Origin of the sequence: Staphylococcus sp. FSL W8-0305 (genome assembly GCF_037966415.1) — a bacterium.
In the GTDB taxonomy this organism is placed as follows: Bacteria; Bacillota; Bacilli; order Staphylococcales; family Staphylococcaceae; genus Staphylococcus; species Staphylococcus aureus.
Genome location: NZ_CP150198.1, coordinates 1,821,845 through 1,845,609, shown reverse-complemented (window position 1 = coordinate 1,845,609; position 23,765 = coordinate 1,821,845). Strand labels below are relative to the sequence as shown.

18 protein-coding genes are annotated in these 23,765 nt (G+C 34.7%); 13 read left to right on the top strand and 5 right to left on the bottom strand.

Features of this window, described 5'->3' with window-relative positions; all coding sequences use genetic code 11:
• Positions 1–3: 3 nt before the first annotated feature.
• Together NST10_RS09095 and ggt are read left to right on the top strand one after the other, a co-directional pair.
• Positions 4–1,779 (top strand): ABC transporter substrate-binding protein, encoded by a 1,776-nt coding sequence (locus NST10_RS09095; RefSeq protein WP_000720821.1) that lies wholly within the window; start codon positions 4–6, stop codon positions 1,777–1,779.
• 37 nt (positions 1,780–1,816) lie between these two features.
• Positions 1,817–3,823 (top strand): gamma-glutamyltransferase, encoded by a 2,007-nt coding sequence (ggt, locus tag NST10_RS09090; RefSeq protein WP_339209574.1) that lies wholly within the window; start codon positions 1,817–1,819, stop codon positions 3,821–3,823.
• Between the two features lie 536 nt (positions 3,824–4,359).
• On the opposite strand, the gene NST10_RS09085 is transcribed toward ggt, so the two are convergent.
• On the bottom strand, positions 4,360–4,986 hold the full coding sequence (locus NST10_RS09085; protein WP_001151462.1) for an FMN-dependent NADH-azoreductase: 627 nt from the start codon (positions 4,984–4,986) through the stop codon (positions 4,360–4,362).
• A 208-nt stretch (positions 4,987–5,194) separates the two neighbouring features.
• Between NST10_RS09085 and NST10_RS09080 the strand changes: the two genes are divergently transcribed.
• The 8 genes from NST10_RS09080 to NST10_RS09045 all read left to right on the top strand — a co-directional run bounded on the left by NST10_RS09080 (position 5,195) and on the right by NST10_RS09045 (position 13,990).
• Positions 5,195–5,773 carry a M23 family metallopeptidase gene (locus tag NST10_RS09080; protein WP_000166911.1) on the top strand — a complete coding sequence of 193 codons (579 nt, stop codon included), beginning with the start codon at positions 5,195–5,197 and terminating at the stop codon, positions 5,771–5,773.
• A gap of 382 nt (positions 5,774–6,155) precedes the next feature.
• On the top strand, positions 6,156–7,253 hold the full coding sequence (ugpC, locus tag NST10_RS09075; RefSeq protein WP_000818914.1) for a sn-glycerol-3-phosphate ABC transporter ATP-binding protein UgpC: 1,098 nt from the start codon (positions 6,156–6,158) through the stop codon (positions 7,251–7,253).
• A 12-nt stretch (positions 7,254–7,265) separates the two neighbouring features.
• Positions 7,266–8,537 carry a maltodextrin ABC transporter substrate-binding protein gene (locus NST10_RS09070; RefSeq protein WP_000034978.1) on the top strand — a complete coding sequence of 424 codons (1,272 nt, stop codon included), beginning with the start codon at positions 7,266–7,268 and terminating at the stop codon, positions 8,535–8,537.
• A gap of 2 nt (positions 8,538–8,539) precedes the next feature.
• On the top strand, positions 8,540–9,808 hold the full coding sequence (locus NST10_RS09065; RefSeq protein WP_339209565.1) for an ABC transporter permease subunit: 1,269 nt from the start codon (positions 8,540–8,542) through the stop codon (positions 9,806–9,808).
• 1 nt (position 9,809) lies between these two features.
• Positions 9,810–10,649 (top strand): sugar ABC transporter permease, encoded by an 840-nt coding sequence (locus NST10_RS09060; protein ID WP_000162661.1) that lies wholly within the window; start codon positions 9,810–9,812, stop codon positions 10,647–10,649.
• Between the two features lie 176 nt (positions 10,650–10,825).
• A complete protein-coding gene (locus NST10_RS09055) occupies positions 10,826–11,902 on the top strand; it encodes a Gfo/Idh/MocA family oxidoreductase (RefSeq protein ID WP_000153458.1) in 1,077 nt (358 codons plus the stop codon).
• 24 nt (positions 11,903–11,926) lie between these two features.
• Complete coding sequence (locus NST10_RS09050) at positions 11,927–12,967, top strand: Gfo/Idh/MocA family oxidoreductase (protein ID WP_000163803.1); 1,041 nt, start codon at positions 11,927–11,929, stop codon at positions 12,965–12,967.
• A 54-nt stretch (positions 12,968–13,021) separates the two neighbouring features.
• Positions 13,022–13,990 carry a sugar phosphate isomerase/epimerase gene (locus NST10_RS09045; RefSeq protein WP_000690411.1) on the top strand — a complete coding sequence of 323 codons (969 nt, stop codon included), beginning with the start codon at positions 13,022–13,024 and terminating at the stop codon, positions 13,988–13,990.
• Between the two features lie 358 nt (positions 13,991–14,348).
• On the opposite strand, the gene NST10_RS09040 is transcribed toward NST10_RS09045, so the two are convergent.
• Complete coding sequence (locus NST10_RS09040; RefSeq protein ID WP_000603755.1) at positions 14,349–14,843, bottom strand: isoprenylcysteine carboxyl methyltransferase family protein; 495 nt, start codon at positions 14,841–14,843, stop codon at positions 14,349–14,351.
• Between the two features lie 232 nt (positions 14,844–15,075).
• On the opposite strand from NST10_RS09040, the gene uhpT reads away from it, so the two are divergent.
• Positions 15,076–16,455: a hexose-6-phosphate:phosphate antiporter gene (gene uhpT / locus NST10_RS09035; protein ID WP_001008722.1), complete on the top strand. Its 1,380-nt coding sequence runs from the start codon at positions 15,076–15,078 to the stop codon at positions 16,453–16,455.
• Between the two features lie 358 nt (positions 16,456–16,813).
• Here the strand turns inward: uhpT and NST10_RS09030 are convergent, their stop codons facing one another.
• The 3 genes from NST10_RS09030 to NST10_RS09020 are packed head-to-tail and all read right to left on the bottom strand — an operon-like array spanning position 16,814 to position 20,086.
• Entirely contained in the window at positions 16,814–17,572 is a 759-nt protein-coding gene (locus NST10_RS09030; protein ID WP_000477517.1) for a response regulator transcription factor, read from the bottom strand.
• The gene (locus NST10_RS09025; RefSeq protein WP_000127979.1) at positions 17,565–19,121 is read right to left on the bottom strand and encodes a sensor histidine kinase; all 1,557 of its coding nucleotides are present in this window, start codon (positions 19,119–19,121) and stop codon (positions 17,565–17,567) included. The genes NST10_RS09030 and NST10_RS09025 overlap by 8 nt, the downstream gene beginning before the upstream one ends.
• Complete coding sequence (locus NST10_RS09020) at positions 19,118–20,086, bottom strand: ABC transporter substrate-binding protein (RefSeq protein ID WP_000837114.1); 969 nt, start codon at positions 20,084–20,086, stop codon at positions 19,118–19,120. Before NST10_RS09020 ends, NST10_RS09025 begins: the two co-directional genes overlap by 4 nt.
• Positions 20,087–20,673: 587 nt before the next feature.
• Between NST10_RS09020 and pflB the strand changes: the two genes are divergently transcribed.
• Both pflB and pflA read left to right on the top strand, forming a co-directional pair.
• Entirely contained in the window at positions 20,674–22,923 is a 2,250-nt protein-coding gene (pflB, locus tag NST10_RS09015; protein ID WP_000894660.1) for a formate C-acetyltransferase, read from the top strand.
• Positions 22,924–22,945: 22 nt separating this feature from the next.
• Positions 22,946–23,701, top strand: coding sequence for a pyruvate formate-lyase-activating protein (gene pflA, locus NST10_RS09010; protein ID WP_000911657.1), 756 nt, complete (start codon positions 22,946–22,948; stop codon positions 23,699–23,701).
• Positions 23,702–23,765 lie beyond the last annotated feature (64 nt).

The window sequence follows — 23,765 nt, the reverse complement described above, 5'->3', positions numbered from 1 at the left end:
GATGTGAAGAAAATCATTAGTATCGCAATTATAGTTTTAGCGTTGGTATTAAGTGGTTGTGGTGTCCCTACGAAATCAGAAGTGGCTCAAAAGTCATCGAAAGTTGAAGTGAAAGGCGAGCGACCAACGATACATTTCCTAGGACAAGCAAGTTATGAAAATGATATGAATATCGTCAAAGATCAATTGGAAAATGCAGGATTTAACGTGAAGATGAATATCCAACCAGATTATGGTAGCTATCGTACACAACGTCAAGCCGGCAATTATGATATCCAAATCGATGACTGGATGACAGTATTCGGTGACCCGAACTATGCTATGACGGCATTATTTAGTTCTACAGGATCAAATAGTTTATTGAAAGATAAACATGTAGACCAGTTGTTAAATAAAGCTTCTACTCAAAATGAAGCAGATGTTAAACAAACATATAAGCAAATTGAAGATGAAGTTGTATTTGATAAAGGGTATATGGCGCCTTTATATGGATCAAAAAAGAATTTAGTATATGACAATAAAGTGTTAGATAAAAATAGTGTTGGATTGCCAAATTCACGTGCATTAATATGGCAACAATTTGATTACAACAATAGTAGAGAACGAGATACGCGGCCACTTGTGATGACACAACAAGACGGTGAAATTCCTACATTGGATCCAATACGTTCAATTGCGCCGTCAGTATATTCAATTAATATGAATATGTACACAAGGTTATTATTATTAGATGAAAATGACCACTTAACAACGAAAGGTTCGTTAAGTCGTGATTATGCTGTGAATAAGGACAATAAAGCGTTTTATTTCTTATTAAGAGATGATGATTATTTTGCGAAAGTGGTTAATGGACAAGCACGTAATACTGGAGAGCGTGTATCGGCTGAAGATGTTAAGTTTTCTTTAGATAGAGCACGTGATAAAAAGTCTGTGCCTAACAATAATACTTACAATATGCACAAACATATAAATGACATCAAGATATTAAAAGATGAGGACATCGATCAGTTGCGTAAAGAGAAGGACAAGGACGATAATTCCATCTATGATAAGTTGATTAAAGCGTATAACGTCAAATCGTTAACGACAGATGGTCAAAAAGTAAATAATAAAGACGGTATTTATCAAATTGTTAAAATTACGACAGATCAATCGATGCCTCGAGAGGTAAATTACTTAACACACTCTTCGGCAGGCATTTTATCTAAAAAATTTGTTAATCAAGTAAATCAAGAATATCCAAAAGGATATGGGGATAGCAGTACCATTCCTGCAAATTCAGATGGAAAAAATGCGCTTTATGCAAGTGGCGCATACATTATGACACAGAAAAATGCATATCAAGCAACGTTTCAACGTAATCCAGGATTCAACGAAACAGAAAAAGGTAGTTATGGACCAGCTAAAATTAAAAATATTACATTGAAGTTTAATGGTGACCCGAATAATGCATTGTCAGAACTTAGAAATCATTCAATTGATATGTTGGCAGATGTGAATCAAAAACATTTTGATTTAATTAAGTCGGATAAAAATTTAAGCATTATTCGCAAAAATGGACGTAAGTCAGTCTTTTTAATGCTAAATATTAAAAAAGGTATATTTAAGACGCATCCAAACTTGAGACAAGCAGTAGTTAATGCGATAGATCAGGATCAATTTATTAAGTTTTATCGTGGCGATAAATTTAAAATTGCATCACCGATTACACCACTTGTCGATACTGGTAACGAGCAACGTCAAGATTTAGAAAAAGTAGAAAAAGCCATTAATCAATAATGTTTTAAATATTTAACAGAAAGTAGGAGGATATAGTATGGTCATTAACTTAAATGACAAACAGACAAAAACATCTAAAGAAGGGTTAATTTCCGTATCACATCCTCTTGCGGCTAAAATTGGTAAGGATGTATTAAATCAAGGTGGCAACGCTATGGATGCCGTGATTGCAATTCAACTGGCATTGAATGTGGTAGAACCATTTGCATCAGGTATTGGTGGTGGCGGGTACTTGCTATATTATGAGCAAAGTACTGGCAGTATAACTGCGTTTGATGCGCGTGAGACAGCCCCTGCACATGTAGACAAACAATTTTATCTAGATGATTCAGGCGAATATAAATCATTTTTTGATATGACTACACATGGTAAAACTGTCGCTGTGCCAGCAATTCCAAAGCTGTTTGATTATATTCACAAGCGTTATGCTAAATTGTCATTGGAAGATTTAATTAATCCTGCAATTGAACTAGCCATTGAAGGTCATTCAGCTAATTGGGCTACTGAAAAATATTCGCGCCAGCAACACGCGCGATTGACAAAGTATCACGAAACGGCACAAGTATTTACCCATGAAAATCAATATTGGCGTGAAGGTGATTGGATTGTACAACCCGAATTAGGTAAGACATTTCAAATATTAAGAGAACAAGGGTTTAATGCATTTTATAAAGGTGACATTGCGAAACAATTAGTCAATGTTGTCAAAGCATGTGGTGGGACAATCACTTTAGAGGATCTAGCCAATTATGATATTCAGATTAAAGCGCCAATCAGTGCGACATTTAAAGACTATGACATTTATTCAATGGGACCATCTAGTTCTGGCGGTATCACGGTAATTCAAATATTGAAGTTATTAGAACATGTCGATTTACAATCTATGGGTCCAAGATCTGTTGATTACTTGCATCATTTGATACAGGCGATGCATTTAGCATATAGTGATCGCGCGCAATACTTGGCGGATGATAATTTTCATGAGGTGCCTGTACAGTCATTAATTGATGACGATTATTTAAAAGCACGCAGTAAGCTCATTGATAGCAATAAAGCAAATATTGATATAGAGCATGGTGTTGTGTCTGATTGCATTAGTCATACAGATGTTGAAGAAAATCATACCGAAACAACTCATTTTTGTGTGATTGATAAGGAAGGTAATATTGCTTCATTTACGACATCAATCGGTATGATTTACGGATCGGGTATCACGATTCCAGGCTACGGCGTGTTATTGAATACCACAATGGATGGTTTTGATGTTGTGACGGGTGGGATCAATGAAATTGCACCTTATAAACGACCACTAAGTAACATGGCTCCAACGATTGTGATGCATCACGGGAAGCCAATATTAACAGTAGGTGCACCTGGTGCTATAAGTATCATTGCTAGTGTTGCGCAAACATTAATCAATGTATTAGTGTTTGGCATGGATATTCAGCAGGCTATAGATGAACCTAGAATTTATAGTAGCCATCCTAATCGCATTGAATGGGAGCCTCAATTTTCACAATCTACAATTTTAGCATTGATTGCACGTGGACATGCAATGGAACATAAACCAGATGCCTATATTGGAGATGTACATGGGCTACATGTTGACTTGAATACACGTGACGCATCGGGAGGTGCTGATGATACGAGGGAAGGTACAGTGATGGGTGGTGAGGTATTATCAATTAGAAAACAACCATTACCATATCGTCAAATGTATGGTAGTAATGTATATCGTGTATATTTCAATGATGTGCAGTTACCTTTATTGGCAGATCAAGTGCGATGGATGCATGACAAATATTGGGTTGATGAAAGTGTCGTTAGAATCATCTTCTCTGAAGTTAGTGCACATATTGAAGATTTAAGAAGTTATGAAAACGCAGGAGAAAATTATATAGATATTACCTGGTTAGCACGAAAGAAAGGTTATCAAGTAACATTGAAGGATGACGGTTTATACTTAACTGATGATACATATACTTCAGTGAAACGGAACACAAATGCATACTATAGATATGATCGAGATAGTATCACAAGATAGTTTATACGCTTGATATGAAGTTTGTAGTGGATAAGGACTTTTGTTGAAAGAAAGGATTCGATTTCGAACTTTAGCGTGACGCTTGAGTGTAGTAATGTTGGAAATGCTATACGAAACGCTAGTCACCTTTGTAAATATACAACACCTCACATATTCGTTTTTGATGTACATCACAATAGTTAGTCTAAAATCTAACGTGATGTGGTTTGGTACAGTTGAACGAGTTATGTGAGGTGTTTTTATAATGTGGGATTTTAATAGATGATTTGGATGTTTCTATAATTACAGCATAAGTATTAATGTTCGCTACTAAGTTTAACCAGAAGTTTTTATGTGTCTTCATACTTTCATATCTACTCTCAAAATATATCATCAACACTATCATATGTTTTAAAAATATTTACATCATAACTAAAGTGAATGTCAAAATTTAAATTTGTAAAAACAATAGATGTATATAAAAAGTTGAAAAGGATTGTAAGAAAATCAAAAAAACACTGTATGACGTTTGATTAGTCACACAGTGTAGATAACAATTAAAATGTTGTTGCCAATTTTTCAGCATTATTAATACTAGTTGCTTTAATTTCTTCAGTTTTATGCGGTTCGGCATTGTGTCCTTCAATAATGATTGTTTCATATGATGGCACACCTAAGAATGTCATAATTGTTCTTAAATAACGGTCACCCATTTCAAAATCAGCAGCAGGTCCTTCAGTATAATATCCACCACGTGATTGAATGTGTAATACTTTTTTGTCAGTTAGTAAACCTTGTGGTCCTTCAGCAGAATATTTAAAAGTTTTACCTGCAATTGAAATAGCATCAATATATGCTTTAACTACAGGTGGGAAAGAAAGGTTCCACATAGGCGTTACAAGCACATATTTATCTGCACTTAAAAATTCTTCTAAAATGTCACTCAATCTTGAAACTTTCATTTGTTCATCATCAGTTAACGTTTCGCCATTACTCATTTTCCCCCAACCAGTTAATACATCTTTGTCAATAACTGGAATATAAGTTTCAAATAAATCAATATGTTTCACTTCATCTTCAGGATGTTGTTGTTGATATGTTTCGATAAATGCTTTACCAGCCGCCATAGAATTTGATACCAGTTCATTAAAAGGGTGTGCTGTAATATATAATACTTTTGCCATTTGAAAATTCTCCTCTGTTTCTGTTATTTTCTTAAGTATAATTATTATACTAGGTATAAAATTTAATATCAATCAAAATATTCAAATTACCATCATTTTCTTCATCTATATTTTGCAGTACTACTAAAGTATGAGTGCATTTAATTATGAAATAGTTGATTTAGAATATATACTTAATACCCAAAATATATGAAGGATGGATGCCACTATGACAAAGCGACCAAAACGTATTTTGGCAACAATTATCATTTTTCTTTCACTATTATTTACGATTATTTATATAGATGACATACAAAAATGGTTTAACCAATATACCGATAAATTGACACAAAATCATAAAGGACAAGGACACTCAAAATTGGAAGACTTTTTTAGAGGGAGTCGGATTACTGAGACTTTTGGTAAATATCAACATTCACCATTTGATGGTAAGCATTATGGTATTGATTTTGCATTGCCAAAAGGTACACCAATTAAAGCGCCGACGAATGGTAAAGTAACACGTATCTTTAATAATGAATTAGGCGGCAAGGTATTACAGATTGCCGAAGATAATGGAGAATATCACCAGTGGTATCTACACTTAGACAAATATAATGTCAAAGTAGGTGATCGAGTCAAAGCAGGTGATATTATTGCATATTCAGGCAATACAGGTAAACAAACGACAGGCGCACATTTACATTTTCAAAGAATGAAGGGTGGCGTAGGTAATGCATATGCAGAAGATCCTAAACCGTTTATCGATCAGTTACCTGATGGGGAACGTAGCCTATATGATTTGTAGTTATAGAAGAGTGCCCGCAGTCTAAAAAATCAAGCAATCATTGTGTGAGTATAATACTTACATAATGGTTGCTTTTTTCAATGAAAATCGAAATGCTAAGTCATACTTGTTTGATTTAGATATTATTTAAAATGTAAGACAAGGTTGTTAGCATTGGCAGTGAAATTTCGCACGTAAAAAATCATTATTGACACACTAAAAATAGTTGTGTGCTATATCAATTTTCTGTATAAAAGTTTAATTCTGACAGTAATGTAAACGTTTACAATTTATGATTGACATTAATAATAAGTGACTATATGATTTATGTAAGTATTTGTGCAAACGTTTTCACAAAGTGTATTGCACAATCAAACTGTAAACAAAGTATGGGAGGCATAACATGGCAGAACTAAAGTTAGAGCATATTAAAAAGACGTATGATAACAACAATACTGTAGTGAAAGATTTTAATCTACATATTACTGACAAAGAATTCATTGTATTTGTTGGACCATCGGGATGTGGTAAATCAACAACATTACGAATGGTTGCTGGACTAGAGTCTATCACATCTGGAGATTTTTATATTGATGGGGAACGCATGAACGATGTTGAACCAAAGAATAGAGATATTGCGATGGTATTTCAAAACTATGCATTATATCCACATATGACTGTTTTTGAAAATATGGCATTTGGGCTAAAGCTACGTAAAGTGAATAAAAAAGAGATTGAACAAAAAGTTAATGAAGCAGCTGAAATATTAGGATTAACTGAGTATCTTGGTCGTAAACCAAAAGCGTTATCTGGTGGACAGCGTCAACGTGTTGCTTTGGGCAGAGCTATTGTTAGGGATGCGAAAGTCTTTTTAATGGATGAACCATTATCGAATCTTGATGCGAAGCTTCGAGTACAAATGCGCACAGAAATATTGAAATTACATAAGCGACTTAATACTACGACAATTTATGTTACGCATGATCAAACTGAAGCATTGACGATGGCTAGTCGAATTGTTGTTTTGAAAGATGGCGACATTATGCAAGTCGGCACACCTAGAGAAATATATGATGCCCCTAATTGCATTTTTGTGGCGCAATTTATCGGCTCACCAGCAATGAATATGTTGAATGCCACAGTTGAAATGGATGGATTGAAGGTAGGAACACACCATTTTAAATTACATAATAAAAAATTTGAAAAGTTAAAAGCTGCTGGCTACTTAGATAAGGAAATTATTTTAGGTATTCGAGCTGAAGACATTCATGAAGAACCAATATTTATTCAAACCTCTCCAGAGACACAATTTGAATCTGAAGTAGTTGTATCCGAACTGTTAGGTTCAGAAATTATGGTACATAGCACATTCCAAGGAATGGAATTGATTTCTAAATTAGATTCAAGAACACAAGTGATGGCGAACGACAAGATTACACTAGCATTTGATATGAATAAGTGTCACTTTTTTGATGAAAAAACAGGAAATCGTATCGTCTAAGGGGGAGTATTCATGTCTAAAATTTTAAAATATATCACGTTAGCCGTGGTAATGTTATTAATCGTAACTGCATGTGGCCCTAATCGTTCGAAAGAAGATATTGATAAAGCATTGAATAAAGATAATTCTAAAGACAAGCCTAACCAACTTACGATGTGGGTGGATGGCGACAAGCAAATGGCGTTTTATAAAAAAATTACGGATCAATATACTAAAAAAACTGGCATAAAAGTAAAGCTTGTAAATATTGGTCAAAATGATCAACTAGAAAATATTTCTCTAGACGCTCCTGCTGGAAAAGGTCCAGATATCTTTTTCTTAGCACATGATAATACTGGAAGTGCCTATCTACAAGGCTTAGCTGCTGAAATCAAATTATCAAAAGATGAGTTGAAAGGCTTCAATAAGCAAGCACTTAAAGCGATGAATTATGACAATAAGCAATTAGCATTGCCAGCTATCGTTGAAACAACCGCACTTTTTTATAATAAAAAATTAGTGAAAAATGCACCGCAAACGTTAGAAGAAGTTGAAGCTAATGCTGCCAAACTAACTGATAGTAAAAAGAAACAATACGGTATGCTATTTGATGCTAAAAATTTCTATTTTAATTATCCGTTTTTATTCGGCAATGATGATTATATTTTCAAGAAAAATGGCAGTGAATATGATATTCATCAGCTAGGACTAAATTCAAAACATGTCGTCAAGAATGCTGAACGATTACAAAAATGGTACGACAAAGGGTATCTTCCTAAGGCAGCAACACATGATGTCATGATTGGTCTTTTTAAAGAAGGAAAAGTAGGACAATTTGTCACTGGACCATGGAACATTAATGAATATCAAGAAACGTTTGGTAAAGATTTAGGAGTAACAACATTGCCTACAGATGGTGGCAAACCTATGAAACCATTTCTCGGTGTACGTGGTTGGTATTTATCTGAATATAGTAAACATAAGTATTGGGCTAAAGATTTAATGTTGTATATCACTAGTAAAGATACATTACAAAAATATACAGATGAAATGAGCGAAATTACTGGACGTGTTGACGTAAAATCATCTAATCCAAATTTAAAAGTGTTTGAAAAGCAAGCACGTCATGCTGAACCGATGCCTAATATTCCTGAAATGCGACAAGTTTGGGAACCGATGGGCAATGCAAGCATATTTATCTCAAATGGTAAGAATCCTAAACAAGCGTTAGATGAGGCGACGAATGATATAACGCAAAATATTAAGATTCTTCATCCGTCACAAAATGATAAGAAAGGAGATTAGTTATGACGAAACGTAACCCTAAATTAGCGGCATTATTATCTGTTATACCTGGTTTGGGACAGTTTTATAATAAAAGACCCATTAAAGGGACGATATTTTTTATCTTTTTCATCAGTTTTATTTCTGTATTTTATAGCTTTTTAAATATTGGTTTTTGGGGATTGTTCACATTAGGGACAGTACCTAAGTTAGACGATTCTCGTGTCTTACTTGCACAAGGTATTATTTCTATCTTACTCGTTGCTTTTGCAATCATGCTATATGTCATTAATATTTTAGATGCATATCGTAATGCTGAACGATTTAATCGCAATGAGGAAATAAAGGATCCGAAGGCACGTATGGTTGCAACATGGGACAAGACGTTCCCATACTTACTAATCTCACCAGGTACATTCTTATTGATATTTGTAGTTGTATTTCCATTAATATTTATGTTTGGAGTAGCATTTACAAACTACAATTTATACAACGCGCCTCCGAGACACACATTAGAATGGGTTGGTTTAGATAACTTTAAAACGTTATTCACAATTGGCGTTTGGCGTAAAACATTTTTCAGTGTTATTACTTGGACATTAGTATGGACGCTTGTTGCAACGACACTTCAAATTGCATTAGGGCTGTTTTTGGCAATTATTGTAAATCACCCTGTCGTCAAAGGTAAGAAATTTATCCGCACTGTGTTAATCCTACCTTGGGCTGTACCATCATTTGTGACAATTTTAATATTTGTAGCGTTATTTAATGATGAATTTGGTGCGATAAATAATGATATATTGCAACCTTTATTAGGTATTGCACCAGCATGGTTAAGTGATCCATTTTGGTCAAAAGTGGCATTAATTGGTATTCAAGTATGGCTTGGTTTCCCATTCGTCTTTGCACTGTTCACTGGTGTACTGCAAAGTATTTCATCAGATTGGTACGAAGCAGCAGATATGGATGGTGCGTCTAGTTGGCAAAAGTTCAGAAACATCACATTCCCGCATGTCATTTACGCCACAGCGCCATTGTTAATTATGCAATATGCAGGTAATTTCAATAATTTTAATCTTATTTATCTATTTAATAAAGGTGGTCCACCAGTGTCAGGGCAGAATGCTGGTAGTACAGATATCTTGATATCTTGGGTGTATAATCTGACATTTGAGTTTAACAACTTTAACATGGGTGCAGTTGTGTCATTAATTATTGGATTTATTGTTGCTATTGTCGCATTTATTCAATTCAGACGTACAAGTACGTTTAAAGATGAGGGAGGTTTATAAGATGACAAAGAAGAAAAACATATTAAAAGCAATCGGTATTTACAGTTTTATAGCGATGATGTTTGTCATCATTTTATATCCACTACTGTGGACATTTGGCATTTCCCTTAATCCAGGTACGAACTTGTATGGTGCCAAAATGATACCAGACAATGCAACATTTAAAAATTATGCATTCTTACTATTCGATGACAGTAGTCAATACCTGACTTGGTATAAAAATACGCTTATCGTAGCATCTGCAAATGCACTGTTTAGTGTGATATTTGTCACGTTAACAGCATATGCTTTTTCTAGATATCGCTTTGTTGGTCGTAAATACGGGCTGATTACATTTTTGATTTTACAAATGTTCCCTGTATTAATGGCAATGGTCGCAATCTATATTTTGCTAAATACAATTGGATTATTAGATTCTTTATTTGGACTAACACTTGTATATATTGGTGGGTCTATACCGATGAATGCCTTTTTAGTGAAAGGTTACTTCGATACGATTCCAAAAGAACTTGATGAATCTGCCAAAATTGATGGTGCTGGCCATATGCGTATTTTCTTACAAATTATGCTTCCATTAGCTAAGCCAATTTTAGCAGTTGTTGCTTTGTTCAATTTTATGGGGCCATTTATGGACTTTATATTACCTAAAATACTATTAAGAAGTCCTGAAAAATTCACATTAGCAGTTGGATTGTTCAACTTTATTAATGATAAGTATGCAAATAATTTCACAGTGTTTGCAGCAGGGGCAATTATGATTGCAGTACCTATAGCAATCGTATTCTTGTTCTTGCAACGCTACTTAGTATCAGGTTTAACAACAGGTGCGACAAAAGGTTAGTTTGAAATTGGGAGCGGGGCAGAAATGATAAAGAACCACTAATGAATTTATTGTGTAGTGGCTCTTACAAATTAGCCACAGCTAATATGTATCTAAAAATAGCCTAGAACGTTGATTGATGTTTAAGGCTCGACATACGTACTAATGACGATAAAGATTTAAAGGAGGACGTTATGATGACGATTAAAGTTGGAATCATTGGGTGTGGTGGTATTGCGAATGGCAAGCACATGCCAAGTTTACAAAAAGTTGAAAATGTTGAAATGATCGCATTTTGTGACGTAGACATTTCGAAAGCAGCGTGTGCGGCAGAAGCATACGGTACTGACAATGCAAAGGTTTATGATGATTACAAAGCATTGTTAAAAGATGACACGATTGATGTTATCCATGTTTGTACGCCAAATGACTCGCATTGTGAAATTACTGTAGCAGGGTTGCATGCCGGTAAACATGTGATGTGTGAAAAACCAATGGCTAAAACGACAGCAGAAGCTCAAAAAATGATAGATACAGCTAAATCAACAGGTAAAAAATTAACAATAGGTTATCAAAATCGCTTCAGACCAGATAGTCAATTTTTATATAAATCAGCGCAACGTGGCGACTTAGGTGACATTTATTTCGGAAAGGCACATGCTATTCGTCGTCGAGCAGTACCAACATGGGGTGTATTTCTAGACGAAGAAGCTCAAGGTGGAGGACCATTAATCGATATCGGTACACACGCTTTAGATTTAACGTTATGGATGATGGATAATTATGAACCAGAATCAGTGATGGGTTCAACATTCCATAAATTAAATAAACAGCATGATGCGGCAAACGCTTGGGGTTCATGGAATCCAGATGAATTTACAGTTGAAGATTCTGCGTTTGGCTTTATTAAAATGAAGAACGGAGCGACGATCATTTTAGAATCCGCTTGGGCGATTAATTCTTTAGAAGTGGATGAGGCAAAATGTTCATTATCAGGAACGAAAGCAGGTGCTGATATGAAGGATGGTCTACGTATTCATGGTGAAGATATGGGCACACTTTATACCAAACACGTTGAATTGGAAAACAAAGGCGTCGACTTTTATGAAGGTAATGAAGTGGATGAAGCTGAAGAAGAAGCAAAAGCTTGGATTGATGCAGTTGTAAATGATACTGAACCAGTTGTGAAACCGGAACAAGCAATGGTAGTTACAAAAATTCTTGAAGCGATTTATCAGTCTGCAAAATCAGGCAAAGCAATTTACTTTGAATAACATCATACGGTAAGGAGGCACATCATGACAAAATTAAAAGTTGGTGTGATAGGTGTTGGTGGTATTGCACAAGACCGTCATATTCCAGCATTGCTGAAACTCAAAGACACAGTCTCATTAGTTGCAGTACAAGATATTAATACAGTGCAGATGATTGATGTTGCGAAGCGCTTTAATATACCTCATGCAGTTGAGACACCTAGCGAGCTGTTTAAACTTGTTGATGCGGTGGTCATTTGTACACCTAATAAATTCCATGCTGATCTTTCTATAGAGGCATTGAACCATGGTGTCCATGTATTGTGTGAAAAGCCAATGGCGATGACGACGGAAGAGTGTGACCGCATGATTGAAGCGGCTAATAAAAATTGCAAATTATTAACTGTCGCATATCATTATCGTCACACAGATGTGGCAATTACTGCTAAAAAAGCAATTGAATCAGGTGTGGTTGGAAAACCTTTAGTAGCACGTGTACAAGCGATGCGTAGGCGTAAAGTGCCTGGGTGGGGTGTTTTTACCAATAAGGCATTGCAAGGTGGCGGTAGTTTAATCGATTATGGTTGCCACTTGTTAGACTTATCTTTGTGGCTACTAGGTAAAGATATGGTGCCGCATGAAGTGCTAGGAAAAACATATAATCAATTGAGCAAACAACCGAATCAAATTAATGATTGGGGAACATTTGATCACACTAAATTTGATGTCGATGATCATGTTACTAGTTATATGACATTTGCCAATCGAGCAAGCATGCAGTTTGAATGTTCGTGGTCTGCAAATATAAAGGAAGATAAGGTACACGTTAGTTTATCAGGCGAAGATGGCGGTATCAATTTATTTCCATTTGAAATATATGAGCCCCGCTTTGGAACTATTTTTGAAAGCAAAGCTAATGTTGAGCATAACGAAGACATTGCTGGTGAGAGACAGGCGCGTAACTTTGTCAATGCGTGTTTAGGGATAGAAGAGATTGTGGTAAAACCGGAAGAAGCACGCAATGTAAATGCCCTTATAGAAGCGATTTATCGTAGCGATCTTGATAACAAGAGCATACAACTTTAATGATTATTATATATAATACAAAATTCTCAATATAAAAAGAAGGAGTGCTTTTCAATGAAAATAGGTGTATTTTCAGTATTATTTTACGATAAAAATTTCGAAGATATGTTAGATTATGTCGCAGAATCTGGATTGGATATGATTGAAGTTGGAACAGGTGGTAACCCAGGAGATAAATTTTGTAAGTTAGATGAGTTGTTAGAAAATGAAGACAAGCGACAAGCATTTATGAAGTCAATCACAGACAGAGGCTTACAAATAAGTGGTTTCAGTTGTCATAACAATCCAATTTCTCCAGATCCGACAGAAGCGAAAGAAGCGGATGAAACGTTACGTAAAACAATCCGTTTAGCAAATCTATTAGACGTGCCAGTTGTTAATACATTTTCTGGCATTGCAGGATCAGATGATACCGCTAAAAAGCCTAATTGGCCTGTTACACCTTGGCCAACAGCCTACTCTGAAATTTATGATTATCAGTGGAATGAAAAGTTGATACCATATTGGCAAGATTTAGCTGAGTTTGCAAAAGAGCAAGATGTAAAAATTGCCATAGAGTTGCATGCAGGATTTTTAGTTCATACACCATATACGATGTTGAAGTTACGTGAGGCTACAAATGAATACATCGGTGCTAACTTAGATCCTAGTCATTTATGGTGGCAAGGTATCGACCCAATTGCTGCGATTCGCATATTAGGCCAAGCAAATGCAATTCATCACTTCCATGCTAAAGATACGTATATTAATCAAGAAAATGTAAATATGTATGGTCTAACTGATATGCAACCATATGGTAACGTTGCAACAAGAGCATGGACGTTCCGTACAGTTGGTTATGGACATAGTCCATATGTATGGGCAGATATCATAAGCCAACTTATTATTAATGGATATGATTATGTATTAAGTATTGAACATGAAGATCCTATTATGTCAGTAGAAGAAGGTTTCCAAAAAGCTTGTCAAACTTTGAAATCTGTTAATATTTACGACAAGCCAGCAGACATGTGGTGGGCATAATACGAATTCGAGGTTAGTCTGAAGTTTGTCTGAAGTAAGACTGGTGGCAGTGTTGAATAAATGCATATATCGCCAAGCCATTGCCAAAAATTTCACACCTTAAATCAAGTTCATTGTTTGTAAAGAAGGTGTACTTTATATAAGTATATAGCGATGGTCATACCCATTCACAATAACAATCCTCACTATTGAAAAGAGTAAATAAGCTTTTCAATAGTGAGGTATATGATAATAAAAAAGCCTGTTGTCACAATGGTCATAGACACGACATACTTTAAAGGTTTCTGAATATAATATTTCAGAACGCACTTTAAAGATGGACGTCGATGGCGACTAATGTGATGACAGGCTTTCATTTTTAAATATTCATTAATTTCTCTTCTTGTTTAATACGTACATATAAGAAATACGCATACGGTACTAATAAAATAGTTGTATATGTTGCGTGTGTTAATAATAATACACCGATTAATTCAGGAATGATGTTTAAGAAGTAATTTGGGTGTTTTGTAATTTTATATAATCCAGATTTAATAATAGGATGGTTAGGTAAAATGAATAATTTTAATGTCCAAATACCACCTAAAGTTTTAATAACCATAAATAACATGATATAAGCAAAGATTAATATAACTAAGCCAATACCATTTGCAAAGCTAAATGTATCTTTATTAATAAATGCCTCTACACCAGCCAATACATAAATTAAAACGTGTGTTATTGCTAAAAACTTCGAATTTTTAACGCCATATTCAACTGCACCGTCTGCTTTTAATTGTTTTGAGTGATTAATAGATATCTTTAAGCTGACAAGTCTGATACAGAAAAAGATAAGTAATATAGATAGAATCATGATGTCCTCCGTCATTATGTCATATGTATAAGCGTTGATTTTGACAACATAAAGTATTTTATAGATAAAACTTGTCAAATACTATTAACTATTTATTAATTTTAGTACATAAATATGTTTCTAAGTATGTGTTTATGTTCAGTATTTTGGATAATTTAATAATTTTAAGGATATTAAGCGCTTACACCGACGTGATATATTTGACTTAACGAAAATGATTGAGGTGACAGAGATGAACTTTTTTGATATCCATAAGATTCCGAACAAAGGCATTCCATTATCGGTACAACGTAAATTATGGCTTAGAAACTTCATGCAAGCTTTCTTCGTAGTGTTCTTTGTTTATATGGCTATGTATTTAATTCGAAACAACTTTAAGGCGGCACAACCGTTTTTAAAAGAGGAAATTGGATTATCTACATTAGAACTTGGTTATATCGGATTAGCATTTAGTATCACGTACGGTTTAGGGAAAACATTACTTGGATATTTTGTCGATGGACGTAACACAAAACGTATTATCTCATTCTTACTTATCTTATCTGCGATTACAGTTTTAATTATGGGATTTGTTTTAAGTTACTTTGGTTCAGTAATGGGATTATTAATTGTACTTTGGGGACTTAACGGGGTGTTCCAATCAGTTGGTGGACCTGCAAGTTATTCAACGATTTCAAGATGGGCGCCAAGAACGAAACGTGGCCGATACTTAGGGTTTTGGAATACATCACATAATATCGGTGGTGCCATTGCAGGTGGTGTTGCACTTTGGGGTGCTAATGTATTCTTCCATGGAAATGTTATAGGGATGTTCATTTTCCCATCGGTGATTGCATTACTTATTGGTATCGCAACATTATTTATCGGAAAAGATGATCCAGAAGAATTAGGATGGAATCGTGCTGAAGAAATTTGGGAAGAGCCGGTTGATAAAGAAAATATTGATTCTCAAGGTATGACAAAATGGGAGATCTTTAAAAAATATATCCTGGGAAATCCTGTTATATGGATTCTATGTGTTTCAAACGTCTTTGTATACATTGTACGAATCGGTATTGATAACTGGGCACCGTTATATGTGTCAGAGCATTTACACTTTAGTAAAGGCGATGCAGTTAATACGATATTCTACTTTGAAATTGGTGCTTTAGTTGCAAGTTTATTATGGGGCTACGTATCAGACTTATTAAAAGGTCGTCGTGCAATTGTAGCTATTGGCTGTATGTTTATGATTACATTTGTTGTCTTATTCTACACAAATGCTACAAGTGTAATGATGGTTAACATTTCATTGTTTGCATTAGGTGCGTTAATCTTTGGTCCGCAATTATTAATTGGTGTATCATTGACTGGTTTTGTTCCTAAAAATGCCATCAGTGTAGCAAACGGAATGACAGGTTCATTCGCGTATCTATTCGGTGACTCAATGGCAAAAGTTGGTTTGGCGGCTATTGCTGATCCAACACGTAACGGTTTAAACATCTTTGGATATACATTAAGTGGATGGACAGATGTTTTCATCGTCTTCTATGTTGCATTATTCCTAGGCATGATTCTATTAGGAATCGTTGCTTTCTATGAAGAAAAGAAAATTAGAAGTTTAAAAATCTAATATCAATCGGATTAAAAGTATCGCCAATTTATTGCAGTATAGTTGGCAATCCTGCCCCGACGGCATGTGCGTGAAGAGATGAAAGATACTGCTTCTACCCTTGCAAATATATCATCTCTATGTCTCGGGGCAGATCATAATTCCCTGTTATGAAGTATCCTTATTTGCCCGACTTAGGGTGACTCAATGAATTTACTCCCTACAATAAAGACATATAGCGGTGTCAATATTGTAGGGAGTATTGTTTTATATTTAGACTCTCTAAAAAGCGGATTGAAAGAAAAGTGAAAACTTCTCTATCAGTCCGCTTTTTCATAGAACAAAATGGATGCGCCATAATCATTAGTTATTTGCTAATCTATTTTGCTTGCTTACAATAATCACTTGGCGACATTTGTAAATATTTTTTAAAATGATAGCTAAACATTTTATACTCTGAAAAGCCTACTTTGTCTGCAATTTCATAGTGCTTATAATGTCGATCTAACAATTGTAGAGATTGTAAAATACGATAGCGATTTAAATAATCGACAATTGTAATACCAACATGATCTTTAAATGTTCGCATCGCATACGATTCACTAACATCGATATGTTGAATTAAATCTGAAACAGTCACTTTCGTTTGATAAGATTGCTTAATTTGATCAACAATCTGATTTACATAATAATCATCGTATTCTACTTTTAATAATGGTTGGAAGGCATCATGACAAGGTGCTAAGCTACGGCCGTTCTGTGATTGTTGCTCTAATAAGGTACGGACAAGTCTTCCTAAAATAACTTCTAATTGTGCATGGTCTACTGGTTTTAATAAATAATCAAGAACATGATGTTGAATGCCGGCTTTCATATATTCAAAGTCATCGTAACTCGATAATATGATGACATTACAATCTAGATGCGCAATATCATTGAGTAAATCGACGCCATTTTTACGTGGCATACGAATATCAGTAATTACTAATTCTGGCTGATGTTGTTGAATTAGTGATAATGCTTCAACACCATCTTTAGCAGTGTATATTGTATTGAAATGATAGTCTCCCCAAGGAATGATTTGCTTTAAACCTTCTCGAATAATTCGCTCATCATCACAAATAACTACCTTAAACATCTACATTCCCCCTTGAAAGTGGTATTTTATAACAAATTAACGTACCTTGATTACGCTTTGAAAAAATATGGAGTCGTGCATGTGAACCATATTGAATCATTGCTTTATTGTGTAAATGATTTAATCCCAAATGCTTAGTATCAAATACATCATTATTAAGAGATTGGCGTACATATTGCAGGCGAGATGACGACATCCCAATACCATTGTCGCAAACTAAAACATGTAAATTCTGACGTGCCAATGTCAGGCGTATAGTAATGTCCAATGACTCAGTATCTCTACCATGTTTAATAGCATTTTCTATGAGTGGCTGAAGCATCATTTTACCAATTGTCTGGTGACGCGCTTCTTCAGAACTTTCGATATGGAGCTTAATCATGTCATCAAAACGGATGTTTTGTATCGCAACATACTGTTCAATGTAGTTCAACTCTTCGTTTAATTCCACTGTATGTGAGTTTGTACGTAATGAGTAACGTAACATTTGCGATAATTGTTGGACCACAGTTTGTGCTAATTTCGGAGATAACGTAATTAAATATTGTATTGTTTGCATCGTATTGAATAGGAAATGAGGTTGGAATTGGCGTTCTATTTCCTTTAACTGAATATCACGCAAGCGACGTTCTGTATGCTCGATAGAATGGATCAGTTGCTCATTTGATTCAAATAAATCGTAAATATAATTATTAATTTCTTCTAGTTCACTGTTGTTTTTTAAAGGCGTATATGTACCTAGATGACGATTTTTGGCATAGTAAATTTTTTGAATAATCGTTTCGATATCTTTTGTTTGTCGTTTAGCCATATTATCTGCACTAATGAAACCAAATATTACTAGTAAAACAAGAACTACGGCCATAACAATTAACAACGTGATACCATCTTCAATGTTTTCATGTATATCTTTATAAATAATGAGACGATGGTCAGCATGGTTTAATTTTACAGATTCATTCATAAATCCGAATTGTTGCGGTCTATACTTTTCACCTATAGTAAAACGGTCATCGTTGGCGTATAAAATATTGTCATATTGATCAACGATAAGTGCGAATTGTCGGCTATCTTTCTTAATTTCACTTAAACGTGGGGTGTTAGCTATATAAATTTTAAGCATATATGTACTATTTTTGAATTTAAGCTGATGCGTTGAAAATAAATACATATTTTTAGTGTTTAAATGTTCATAATTATTGGTTATAAACTGATTTGGTCCAGATAATTCATAATAAAGTGTTGCGGGCTGTTGGTGTATTAATTTTAATAATTCACGTTTTGTAGCGGTAACATCATGATGATTTGTTAAATCGAGCTCTTGAAACGAATTATTATGCTGTGTAATAAACGTCTGAATTTGCTTTTCAGTATGATGTAAAGATGACTGACTTTCATCAACATGTTGATGAATCGTACGATGCTCAATCCAAATATAGATGGCATAGAAGCTTACTAGTCCAATAATAATCACTAAAAATACTGGAAAAATAGTAGACGCAAATAACGATCGTCTCAATTGATGTCTATAAGGTTTGTATGCCGTCATTGAATCATCTCCAAAAATTTATGATGCGGAATGTCCGGTAATTTAGATTTCGGTATTAAAGGTATGTTCTTAAGATTTTCGATAGACTGATCGCTTTGTTCACTAACATCTTTTCGAATTGACTTGGCATCGAACTCTGCAACTAATCGTTGTTGTACTGAGCGGCTTGTTAAATATTGCACTAACTTTTTACGCTTAGGATGAGGGTGTGCATTTTTAACTAAAGCAATACCATCAACATTTAACATTGTTCCTTCAATTGGATAAACGATTGATACAGGATAACCTTTGTTTTTCCATGTGCGTGCATCTTGTTCGTAGCTTAGACCTGCATAATATTTACCTTTTGCAACATCTTCAATGACTTTAGACGTCTTTGACAGTTGCATCGCGTGGTCTTGGAATTGATGCACATCACTTACTCGATGATGCATGCTATAAATAGCGCGCATATGTTGATAGCCTGTCGTTGTTGTATTTGGATTTGAGTACGCAATTTTACCTTTAAGTATAGGTTGTAATAAATCTTGATAACCTTGAATCTTAATATCTCCTTGTAAATCTGAATTAACTACTATAACTGTTGGCATTAATAGAAAGCTAGTAACATATTTATTGTTCGAGCGATAATCCTCTAATTGCTGTGTTACAGATGTATCTTGATAGGGAACAAAATCTTCTGGATGATCAATTGTTTCTGACAACACACCACCCATAAAGACATCACCACGCTCCGAAAGATCTTCATTATGCAAGTTTGAAAGCAGTACTTGAGTAGATCCGTGTTTAATTTCAATTTTGACATGCTCTTGTTTTTCAAAATCATTTAAAATTGGACGAATCAAGTTTGATTGATACGGAGAATAAACTGTTAATACATTTTTATCTGATTCAGAGTGACGCGTATTAGTGCATGCTGATAAAAAAATGAGAAATAATAGCAAGATATAAATTTTTGATTTCATGATATCCCATCAATTCTATGTATATTTTAATACAATAATTTTAGCAATAAATGACGCATAAGTAATGTTAAATATTTAGAAATGTTTATAGATGACTTGTTAAGACGTTGCAAATGTTGTGATAGCACATAATTTTTGTTTGTCAAGACGACTTACCGAAGCTGTAAAGTCAAACTGTTATATTTTATTTGAAGCTGTTATATAAAAATTGGCAAGATATTGAACGGTTCAAAAGTAAATTTTTACGTCAATAAAAGTATTTAATCCTGTCTCTTCATATATAAAAGTAAATCTTTCTAAGTATTGATTTAACGCTTATTAACAATCATTTTTTATAAACAAATATATACTCCTAAATTAACTTTTAAAGTAATGAAAATAGTGAACATTATAACTGTTGTGTAACAGAATGCAATTAGCATATTACTGTTACACAAATTAGTACAGTTTCTATGTTTTGACATACATTTGATGAAAATTGTACATAATTTATGTGAAAAAAATCACAACAAACATGCTACAATGACTATGAAAACGTTAACATAGCATTTCAAATTCACAACATTATACAGATGGAGGCGTTTAGTATGTTAGAAACAAATAAAAATCATGCAACAGCTTGGCAAGGATTTAAAAATGGAAGATGGAACAGACACGTAGATGTAAGAGAGTTTATCCAATTAAACTACACTCTTTATGAAGGTAATGATTCATTTTTAGCAGGACCAACAGAAGCAACTTCTAAACTTTGGGAACAAGTAATGCAGTTATCGAAAGAAGAACGTGAACGTGGCGGCATGTGGGATATGGACACGAAAGTAGCTTCAACAATCACATCTCATGATGCTGGTTATTTAGACAAAGATTTAGAAACAATTGTAGGTGTACAAACTGAAAAGCCATTCAAACGTTCAATGCAACCATTCGGTGGTATTCGTATGGCGAAAGCAGCTTGTGAAGCTTACGGTTACGAATTAGACGAAGAAACTGAAAAAATCTTTACAGATTATCGTAAAACACATAACCAAGGTGTATTCGATGCATATTCTAGAGAAATGTTGAACTGCCGTAAAGCAGGTGTAATCACTGGTTTACCTGATGCATACGGGCGTGGACGTATTATCGGTGACTATCGTCGTGTAGCTTTATATGGTGTAGATTTCTTAATGGAAGAAAAAATGCACGACTTCAACACGATGTCTACAGAAATGTCAGAAGATGTAATTCGTTTACGTGAAGAATTATCAGAACAATATCGTGCATTAAAAGAATTAAAAGAACTTGGACAAAAATATGGTTTCGATTTAAGCCGTCCAGCAGAAAACTTCAAAGAAGCAGTTCAATGGTTATACTTAGCATACCTTGCTGCAATTAAAGAACAAAACGGTGCAGCAATGAGTTTAGGTCGTACATCAACATTCTTAGATATCTATGCTGAACGTGACCTTAAAGCAGGTGTTATTACTGAAAGCGAAGTTCAAGAAATTATTGACCACTTCATCATGAAATTACGTATTGTTAAATTTGCTCGTACACCTGATTACAATGAATTATTCTCTGGAGACCCAACTTGGGTAACTGAATCTATCGGTGGTGTAGGTATTGACGGACGTCCACTTGTTACGAAAAACTCATTCCGTTTCTTACACTCATTAGATAACTTAGGTCCAGCACCAGAACCAAACTTAACAGTATTATGGTCAGTACGTTTACCAGACAACTTCAAAACATACTGTGCAAAAATGAGTATTAAAACAAGTTCTATCCAATATGAAAATGATGACATTATGCGTGAAAGCTATGGCGATGACTATGGTATCGCATGTTGTGTATCAGCGATGACAATTGGTAAACAAATGCAATTCTTCGGTGCACGTGCGAACTTAGCTAAAACATTACTTTACGCTATCAATGGTGGTAAAGATGAAAAATCTGGTGCACAAGTTGGTCCAAACTTCGAAGGTATTAACAGCGAAGTATTAGAATATGACGAAGTATTCAAGAAATTTGATCAAATGATGGATTGGCTAGCAGGTGTTTACATTAACTCATTAAATGTTATTCACTACATGCACGATAAATACAGCTATGAACGTATTGAAATGGCATTACATGATACAGAAATTGTACGTACAATGGCAACAGGTATCGCTGGTTTATCAGTAGCAGCTGACTCATTATCTGCAATTAAATATGCACAAGTTAAACCAATTCGTAACGAAGAAGGTCTTGTAGTAGACTTTGAAATCGAAGGCGACTTCCCTAAATACGGTAACAATGACGACCGTGTAGATGATATCGCAGTTGATTTAGTAGAACGCTTTATGACTAAATTACGTAGTCATAAAACATATCGTGATTCAGAACATACAATGAGTGTATTAACAATTACTTCAAACGTTGTATACGGTAAGAAAACTGGTAACACACCAGACGGACGTAAAGCTGGCGAACCATTTGCACCAGGTGCAAACCCAATGCATGGCCGTGACCAAAAAGGTGCATTATCTTCATTAAGTTCTGTAGCTAAGATTCCTTACGATTGCTGTAAAGATGGTATTTCAAATACATTCAGTATCGTACCAAAATCATTAGGTAAAGAACCAGAAGATCAAAACCGTAACTTAACTAGTATGTTAGATGGTTACGCAATGCAATGTGGTCACCACTTAAATATTAACGTATTTAACCGTGAAACATTAATAGATGCAATGGAACATCCAGAAGAATATCCACAGTTAACAATCCGTGTATCTGGTTACGCTGTTAACTTCATTAAATTAACACGTGAACAACAATTAGATGTAATTTCTCGTACATTCCATGAAAGTATGTAACAAAATTTAAGGTGGGAGCACTATGCTTAAGGGACACTTACATTCTGTCGAAAGTTTAGGTACTGTCGATGGACCGGGATTAAGATATATATTATTCACACAAGGATGCTTACTTAGATGCTTGTATTGCCACAATCCAGATACTTGGAAAATTAGTGAGCCATCAAGAGAAGTCACAGTTGATGAAATGGTGAATGAAATATTACCATACAAACCATACTTTGATGCATCGGGTGGCGGTGTAACAGTCAGTGGTGGCGAACCATTGTTACAAATGCCATTCTTAGAAAAATTATTTGCAGAATTAAAAGAAAATGGTGTGCACACTTGCTTAGACACATCGGCTGGATGTGCTAATGATACAAAAGCATTTCAAAGGCATTTTGAAGAATTACAAAAACATACAGACTTGATATTATTAGATATAAAACATATTGATAATGACAAACATATTAGATTGACAGGAAAGCCTAATACACACATCCTTAACTTCGCGCGCAAACTGTCAGATATGAAACAACCTGTATGGATTCGCCATGTCCTTGTGCCTGGTTATTCTGATGATAAAGACGATTTAATTAAACTAGGGGAATTTATTAATTCTCTTGATAACGTCGAAAAGTTTGAAATTCTGCCATATCATCAGTTAGGTGTTCATAAGTGGAAAACATTGGGCATTGCATATGAATTAGAAGATGTCGAAGCGCCCGATGATGAAGCTGTTAAAGCAGCCTACCGTTATGTTAACTTCAAAGGGAAAATTCCCGTTGAATTATAAATACAATTCAGACCGAAAAGAAAGCATATGCAACTTCAAGAGTGAAGGGGCATATGCTTCTTTT